The 7,859-nt window shown below is 71.9% G+C and carries 8 protein-coding genes; 5 read left to right on the forward strand and 3 right to left on the reverse strand.

The window, feature by feature from the left end; all coding sequences use genetic code 11:
- The coding region (locus HW445_RS12315) for a LysR family transcriptional regulator (protein ID WP_180221065.1) at positions 1-786 on the reverse strand (786 nt) is incomplete at its 3' end.
- Between the two features lie 92 nt (positions 787-878).
- On the opposite strand from HW445_RS12315, the gene HW445_RS12320 reads away from it, so the two are divergent.
- The 4 genes from HW445_RS12320 to HW445_RS12335 all read left to right on the forward strand — a co-directional run bounded on the left by HW445_RS12320 (position 879) and on the right by HW445_RS12335 (position 4,985).
- A complete protein-coding gene (locus HW445_RS12320) occupies positions 879-1,586 on the forward strand; it encodes a succinate dehydrogenase (RefSeq protein WP_180221066.1) in 708 nt (235 codons plus the stop codon).
- A 1-nt stretch (position 1,587) separates the two neighbouring features.
- Positions 1,588-3,534 (forward strand): fumarate reductase/succinate dehydrogenase flavoprotein subunit, encoded by a 1,947-nt coding sequence (locus HW445_RS12325; RefSeq protein ID WP_180221067.1) that lies wholly within the window; start codon positions 1,588-1,590, stop codon positions 3,532-3,534.
- Positions 3,531-4,280, forward strand: a complete 750-nt coding sequence (locus HW445_RS12330; RefSeq protein WP_180221068.1) for a succinate dehydrogenase/fumarate reductase iron-sulfur subunit — start codon at positions 3,531-3,533, stop codon at positions 4,278-4,280. Before HW445_RS12325 ends, HW445_RS12330 begins: the two co-directional genes overlap by 4 nt.
- Positions 4,281-4,493: 213 nt before the next feature.
- Positions 4,494-4,985, forward strand: coding sequence for an HAD family acid phosphatase (locus HW445_RS12335; RefSeq protein WP_180221069.1), 492 nt, complete (start codon positions 4,494-4,496; stop codon positions 4,983-4,985).
- Between the two features lie 132 nt (positions 4,986-5,117).
- Here the strand turns inward: HW445_RS12335 and HW445_RS12340 are convergent, their stop codons facing one another.
- Positions 5,118-5,333, reverse strand: a complete 216-nt coding sequence (locus tag HW445_RS12340; protein ID WP_180221070.1) for a dodecin — start codon at positions 5,331-5,333, stop codon at positions 5,118-5,120.
- Between the two features lie 228 nt (positions 5,334-5,561).
- Between HW445_RS12340 and HW445_RS12345 the strand changes: the two genes are divergently transcribed.
- Positions 5,562-6,824, forward strand: a complete 1,263-nt coding sequence (locus tag HW445_RS12345) for an extracellular solute-binding protein (RefSeq protein WP_180221071.1) — start codon at positions 5,562-5,564, stop codon at positions 6,822-6,824.
- Between the two features lie 68 nt (positions 6,825-6,892).
- On the opposite strand, the gene egtD is transcribed toward HW445_RS12345, so the two are convergent.
- Complete coding sequence (egtD, locus tag HW445_RS12350; RefSeq protein ID WP_180221072.1) at positions 6,893-7,855, reverse strand: L-histidine N(alpha)-methyltransferase; 963 nt, start codon at positions 7,853-7,855, stop codon at positions 6,893-6,895.
- Positions 7,856-7,859 lie beyond the last annotated feature (4 nt).

The following is a 7,859-nucleotide window of genomic DNA, read 5'->3' on the forward strand; positions in this document are numbered from 1 at the left end:
CAGCGGCGTCACCCGCAGCCCCGTACGCCCGGCCACCATCCGCGGCACCACCGCCACCCCCAGACCCGCGCGGACGAACCCCAGCACGGCGTCCATCTCGCCGCCCTCGACGGCGAAATCCGGCTCGAACCCCTCCGCCCGGCACGCGTCCACGGTCAGCTCCCGCAGGTCGTACCCGTGGCGGAACATCACCAGCCGTTCCCCCTCCAGATCGGCGATCCGCACCCGCCGCGCCCTGCCCCGCCCGTGCCCCGGCGGCGGTGACTCCGGTGACGAGACCACCACCAGCTCCTCCCGCAGCAGCTCCACCGTGGTCAGCGCGGGCGACGGCGTCCGCAGCGGCAGCACCACCAGCGCGAGGTCCAGCGCGCCGCGCGCCAGCTCCCGTACCAGATCGTGCGAGCCGCCCTCCTCGACCAGCAGCTGGATCCCCGGATAGCGGTCGTGGAAGGACCGGAGCACGTCCGGCAGCAGACCGGTGCACAGGCTCGGCGTCGCCCCCAGCCGCACCCGACCGCGCCGCAGCTGGGCCACCTCCTGGACCTCCTGGCGGGCCGTCTCGGTGTCCGCCAGGATCCGCCGCGCCAGCGGCAGCAGCGTCTCGCCGGCGTCCGTCAGGGTGATGTTCCCGCGCGCCCGCAGGAACAGGTCCGCCCCCAACTCCCGCTCCAGCGCCTTGATCTGCTGGGAGAGCGAGGGCTGCGCGACATGGACGAGTTCCGCCGCGCGGGTGAAGTGGCGGGTCTCGGCGACCGCCACGAAATAACGCAGTTGCTGCGGGTGCATCCCCCGATGATAGGCACGCATAGGCTGTGCCTATCGGATCGAGGAACATCATGTCTTGGACCGATCGGCCCAGGCGGTCGTACCTTCACTGCATGGCTCTGGCAACGGGGACGGACCGACGGCCGTCCAGGACACGCGCGGTATGGGACTCGACCGTCGGCAAGAAGGCCGTGATGGCCGTCAGCGGTCTGATCATGCTCCTCTACCTGGTCGCCCACATGATCGGCAACCTCAAGGTGTTCTTCGGCCCGGGAGAGTTCAACGCCTACGGCCACTGGATCCGCACCGTCGGCGAGCCGTTCATGCACTACTCGTGGACCCTCTGGGTCATCCGCGTCGTGCTGGTGGCCGCGGTCCTCGCCCACGCCACGGCCGCCTACCAGCTCAGCCGGCGCGGCGGCAGGGCGCGTCCCGCCAGGTACGCCCGCAAGAAGCGCGGCAGCGACTACGCCACCCGGACCATGCGCTGGGGCGGCGTGATCCTCGCGCTGTTCATCGTCTGGCACATCCTGGACCTCACCACCGGCCACGTCCACGCCGGCGGCTTCCAGGAGGGGCGGCCCTACCAGAACGTGGTGGACTCCTTCTCCACCTGGTACGGCAACGTGATCTACATCGTCGCCATGCTGGCGCTCGGCCTGCACATCCGGCACGGCTTCTGGAGCGCCGCCCAGACCCTCGGCGTCGGCGGCCGCACCCGCGACCGCGTCCTGAAGACCGCCGCCGGCCTTCTCGCACTGCTGCTCACGGCCGGCTTCGTCGCCGTCCCCGTGGGCGTCATGACCGGAGTGGTGAGCTGACATGTCCTACACCCGCTACACGACGGGCGAGCCCGTCGCCGACACCAAGGCACCCTCCGGCCCCGTCCACGAGCGCTGGGACCGGCGCCGCTTCGAGGCCAAGCTGGTCAACCCGGCGAACCGGCGCAAGCACACCGTGATCGTCGTCGGCACCGGCCTGGCGGGCGGCTCGGCCGGCGCCACCCTCGCCGAGCAGGGCTACCGGGTCGTCCAGTTCTGCTTCCAGGACTCCCCGCGCCGGGCCCACTCGGTGGCCGCCCAGGGCGGCATCAACGCGGCGAAGAACTACCGCAACGACGGCGACTCGGTCCACCGGCTCTTCTACGACACGGTCAAGGGCGGCGACTTCCGCGCCCGCGAGTCCAACGTCCACCGCCTCGCCCAGATCTCCGTCGAGATCATCGACCAGTGCGTCGCGCAGGGCGTGCCGTTCGCCCGCGAGTACGGCGGTCTGCTCGACAACCGCTCCTTCGGCGGCGTCCAGGTCTCCCGCACCTTCTACGCCCGCGGCCAGACCGGCCAGCAGCTCCTGCTCGGCGCCTACCAGGCGCTCTCCCGGCAGGTCGCGGCCGGCAACATCGAGCTGCACCCGCGCACCGAGATGCTCGACCTGATCGTGGCCGGCGGCCGCGCCCGGGGCATCGTCGTCCGCGACCTGGTCACCGGCCGGATCGACACCCACTTCGCCGACGCGGTCGTGCTGGCCACCGGTGGCTACGGCAACGTCTTCTACCTGTCGACCAACGCCATGAACTCCAACGCGACCGCCGTCTGGCGGGCGCACCGGCGCGGCGCGTACTTCGCCAACCCCTGCTTCACCCAGATCCACCCCACCTGCATCCCGCGCACCGGCGACCACCAGTCCAAGCTCACCCTGATGAGCGAGTCGCTGCGCAACGACGGCCGCATCTGGGTGCCCCGGGTCCGGGGCGACGAACGGCCGCCGAACGAGATCCCCGAGGAGGAGCGCGACTACTACCTGGAGCGGATCTACCCCTCCTTCGGCAACCTGGTCCCCCGCGACATCGCCTCCCGCGCCGCCAAGAACGTGTGCGACGAGGGCAGGGGAGTGGGGCCCGGCGGTCAGGGCGTCTATCTCGACTTCGCCGACGCCATCCGGCGGATGGGACGCAAGAAGGTCGAGGAGAAGTACGGCAACCTCTTCGAGATGTACGAGCGCATCACCGCGGAGAACCCGTACGAGGTCCCGATGCGGATCTACCCCGCCGTGCACTACACGATGGGCGGGCTGTGGGTCGACTACGACCTGCAGACCACCGTCCCCGGTCTGTTCGCCGTCGGCGAGGCCAACTTCTCCGACCACGGCGCCAACCGGCTCGGGGCCTCCGCCCTGATGCAGGGACTGGCCGACGGCTACTTCGTGCTGCCGGCCACCATCAACGACTACCTGGCCCGCAACCCGCACAAGGACGACGTCACCGCCGAACACCCCGCCGCCCGCGAGGCGGTGGCCGCGACCCGGGAACGGCTGGAGCGGCTGCTGGCCGTCGACGGTGACCGCACCCCGGACTCCTTCCACCGCGAACTCGGCGAACTGATGTGGGAGTTCTGCGGCATGGCACGCGACGAGGGCGGCCTGCTCAAGGCGCTCGAGCGGATCCCGCAGATCCGCGAGGAGTTCTGGCGGCGGATCAAGGTGCCCGGCACCGGCGAGCAGTTCAACCAGTCCCTGGAGAAGGCGAACCGGATCGTCGACTACCTGGAACTCGCCGAGCTGATGTGCCTGGACGCGCTGCACCGGACCGAGTCCTGCGGCGGTCACTTCCGCGAGGAGTCCCGGACCCCCGAGGGCGAGGCCGCGCGCAAGGACGACGCGTTCTCCTACGCCGCCGCCTGGGAGTTCACCGGCACCGGCACCGCGCCCGTGCTGCACAAGGAAGACCTGGTCTTCGAGTACGTCCACCCCACCCAGCGGAGCTACGCATGAGGCTCACCCTGCGCGTCTGGCGGCAGCGCGACGCCGCCGACGAAGGCGCCATGTCCACGTACCAGGTGGACGGCATCTCCCCCGACATGTCCTTCCTGGAGATGCTCGACACCCTCAACGAGAAGCTCATCCTGGAGGGTGAGGAACCGGTCGCCTTCGACCACGACTGCCGTGAGGGCATCTGCGGCGCCTGCTCCCTGGTCATCAACGGCGACGCCCACGGACCGGAGCGGACCACCACCTGCCAGCTCCACATGCGGTCCTTCCGTGACGGCGACGTCATCGACGTGGAGCCGTGGCGGGCCGCCGCCTTCCCGGTGATCAAGGACCTGGTGGTCGACCGGTCCGCCTTCGACCGGATCATCCAGGCGGGCGGCTACATCACCGCGCCGACCGGAGCCGCCCCCGAGGCGCACGCCACGCCCGTGCCGAAGCCGGACGCCGACCACGCCTTCGAGCACGCCGAGTGCATCGGCTGCGGCGCGTGCGTGGCGGCCTGCCCCAACGGCGCCGCGATGCTGTTCACCTCCGCGAAGGTCAACCACCTCAACGTCCTCCCGCAGGGCGCCCCGGAGCGGGAGACCCGGGTGCTCGACATGGTCGGGCAGATGGACGCCGAGGGGTTCGGCGGCTGCACCCTGGCGGGGGAGTGCGCCACGGCCTGCCCGAAGGGCATTCCGCTGTCCTCCATCACCGACATGAACCGCGAGTGGCTCCGCGCCACGGCCAAGGGAGCGCGGCGGTAGCCGCCCGAGACGTTCGCCGACGAGGTGCGGACGGGCGGGACCGGCGTGGTGCTCATTCCGGTCCCGCCAAGCCATGGGACGGCACCCGCCAAGCCATGGGACGGCGCCCGCCGCGTCACGGGACGGCGCCCGCCGTGCCGCGGACCGCTCCCGCCGCACACGACCCCGGCCGGCCCCCGAGGCGTCCCGGAGGCGTCCCCTAGGCTGGTGGGCGTGACGGAGACCCGACGCCCCCTCGCCGTGTTCGACCTGGACAACACGCTCGCGGACACCGCGCACCGCCAGCGCTTCCTGGAGAACCGGCCCAGGGACTGGGACGCCTTCTTCGACGCCGCCCCGCAGGACCCGCCGCTGGAGAAGGGCGTCGCCCTGGTCCTGGAGGCCGCGCGGGAGTGCGAGGTCGTCTACCTGACCGGACGCCCCGAGCGGTGCCGGCAGGACACCCTCGACTGGCTCGCCGCCCAGGGGCTGCCCGAAGGACGGGTGTGGATGCGGCGGAACCACGACCGCCGCCCGGCCCGCCGCACCAAGCTGGAGATCCTCCGCCGACTCGCCGCCACCCGGGAGATCCGCATGCTGGTCGACGACGACGAACTGGTCTGCGACGACGCGCGGCGCGCGGGTTTCCCCGTCGTGCGGGCCCGCTGGGCCGCCGAGGCGTCCGAGGGCCTGCGCGAGGCCCAGGAGCGCGAGGGCCGGACCTGAGCCGACGGGTGACGGGGCGGCGCGGTGGGAGGCGCCGCCCGCCCGGCCCGCCGCCGGTACTCGGGCTGCTGCGGCTATTCGGACGCGGCTGCTCCGACCACTCCGGCTGCTCCGACCACTCCGGTGCTCCGACTACTCCGGCTCCTCGATGCGGAAGCCGACCTTCAGCCCCACCTGGTAGTGCGCGATCTCCCCGCCCTCGATGTGTCCGCGGACCTGGGTGACCTCGAACCAGTCGAGGTTGCGCACCGTCTTCGAGGCGCGGGACACGGCGTTGCGGATCGCTTGGTCGACCCCCTCGTGGGAGCTGCCGACGATCTCGGTGACCCGGTAGACGTTGTCCGACATGAAGACGTCTCCTCTCCGGGGCGTCGCGGGGACGAGGACGCCCGACACCCCTCCACCGTGCCCCATGCCGGGGCGGTTCGCGAGGCGTCGCCGCTGCCCGTGGCCGCGTCCCGGTGGTGGCCGGGCCTTGACGGCGCTATTGGTCCATACCAAAATCCAGGCACCTGCCCGAGCCGCCTGCGCTCGTCCCCCCACGGGTCTTTCTGCACTAAACAGGACAGGACCACCGTGAGACGTCGTCTTCTCGCACTCATGGGCGCCTCGGCCGCCCTGATGACCACCGCTGCCTGCGGGCTGCTCCCGGGTGGATCGGACAGGAGCACGGTCACCGTGTGGCTGATGAAGGGCACCGCCTCCGACGACTTCCTGAAGCGCTTCACCACCGACTTCGAGGCGACCCACCCGGACATCCGGCTGGACATCCAGATCCAGGAGTGGACAGGCATCGGCCCCAAGGTGCAGGCGGCCATGAAGCCCGAGGACGCCCCGGACGGCCCGGACGTGATCGAGGTCGGCAACACCCAGGTGCCGCAGTACGTGGAGGGACGGCTCCTCGACCTCACCCTGGAGGCGGTGCGCGACTGGGGCATCGACGACTGCCTGCCCGGCCTCACCGACCCCGGCCGGGACCGCAACCACCAGTACGGCATCCCCTGGTACGCCGCCAACCGGGTGGTGGTCTACCGCAAGGACCTGTTCGCCCAGGCCGGGATCACCGAACCGCCCAGGACCCGTGAGGAGTGGCTGGACGCCACCCGGCGGCTCGACGGCGCGGGAGCCCAGGGCATCTACCTGGCCGGCCAGGACTGGTACACGCTCGCCGGGTTCGTCTGGGACGAGGGCGGCGACCTGGCGGTCCGGCGCTCCGAGGGATGGAAGGGCGCCCTGGACTCGGAGGACGCCCTGCGCGGAATGGAGTTCTACCGGCAGCTCCAGGCCCTGGGCGACGGCCCGGTGGACGCCGACGAGGAACACCCCCCGCAGGCCGGGGTGTTCGCCGAGGGCAAGGCCGCCCAGATCATCGCCGTGCCGGGGGTGGTGCGGTCGATCCTCGCCGAGAACCCCGAACTCGAGGGCGACATCGGCTACTTCCCCGTCCCGGGCAAGACCGCCGAGAAGCCCGGCGCGGTCTTCACCGGAGGCTCCGACCTGATCGTCCCCCGCAACACCGACCAGCCGGACGGGGCCATCGACGTGATCGGCGCCCTGGTGAGCGAGAAGTGGGCCACGGACCTGGCCCGCACCATGAACTACGTGCCCAACAAGGAGAAGCTCGCCGGGGCCGTCGCCGGCAACGAGGGCGTCGCCGCCATGGCCAAGGGCGCGGCGCACGGCCGCGCCACCCCCTCCACGCCCGAGTGGGCCGAGGTGGAGGCGGACAACCCCATCAAGCGCTACATGACGGCCGTCCTGAACGGCGGTGACCCGCGCCGCGAGGCCGAGAAGGCGTCGGATGCCATCACCGAGGCGCTGGACCCGGTCTACGGCTGAGATCGCGCCGCACCCGTGCGCCGCGGACCGCGCCGGGGCCCCGGAGAAGGGGCCCCGGCACGGATCCGTCAGCGCACCACGCCCAGCGAGAGGGCGAAGAGCCCGGCACGGTCCGTCCACCGGTGGACGACCTCCATCCCCACCGCGGCCAGCTCCGAGCGGACGCCCTCGGGGCGGAACTTCGCCGAGATCTCCGTCCGCAGCTCCTCCCCGTCGGCGAAGTCGACGACCAGGTCCACGCCGGGAATCTTCACCGTCTGCGCCCCGCGCGCCCGCAGCCGCATCTCCACCCACTCCGGCCCGGGGTTCCAGACCGCCACATGGTCGAACAGCTCCGGCCGGAAGTCGGCGGACAGCTCCCGGTTCACCACCCGCAGCACGTTCCGGTTGAACTCCGCCGTCACACCCTGCGCGTCGTCGTACGCGCGGACCAGCACCCGTTCGTCCTTCACCAGGTCGGTGCCCAGCAGCAGCGCGTCCCCGGGCGACATCAGCTCCCGCACCGACGACAGGAACCGCGCCCGCTCCTCGGGTTCCAGGTTGCCGATCGTCCCGCCCAGGAAGGCCACCAGCCGGGGACCCGGACCCTCGGGCAGCTCCAGCCGGCCGGTGAAGTCCGCCACCACGGCGTGCACCTCCAGCTCCGGCCGCCGCTCGGACAGCTCCCGGCCCGCCCCGGCGAGCGCGCTCTCGCTCACGTCCACCGGCACGTACAGACCGAGCTCCGGCATGGCCTCCAGCAGGTGCCGGGTCTTCTCCGAGGACCCCGAGCCGAGCTCGACCAGCGTCCGCGCGCCGCTCACCCGGGCGATCTCGCCGGAGCGGTCGGTGAGGATCTCCCGTTCCGCGCGCGTCGGGTAGTACTCGGGCAGCCGGGTGATCCGGTCGAACAGCTCACTGCCCCGCGCGTCGTAGAACCACCTCGGCGGCAGCGACCGCGGCCGGCTCCCCAGCCCGGCCAGGACGTCGGCGCTCAGCGCCGCCCGGGCGGCGTCCTCGGGCAGGGTGCGGGTGATGCGGAACGGGCTCACGGGC

It is taken from the genome of Streptomyces sp. UH6 (assembly GCF_013421635.1).
Classification (GTDB): domain Bacteria; phylum Actinomycetota; class Actinomycetes; order Streptomycetales; family Streptomycetaceae; genus Streptomyces; species Streptomyces abyssomicinicus.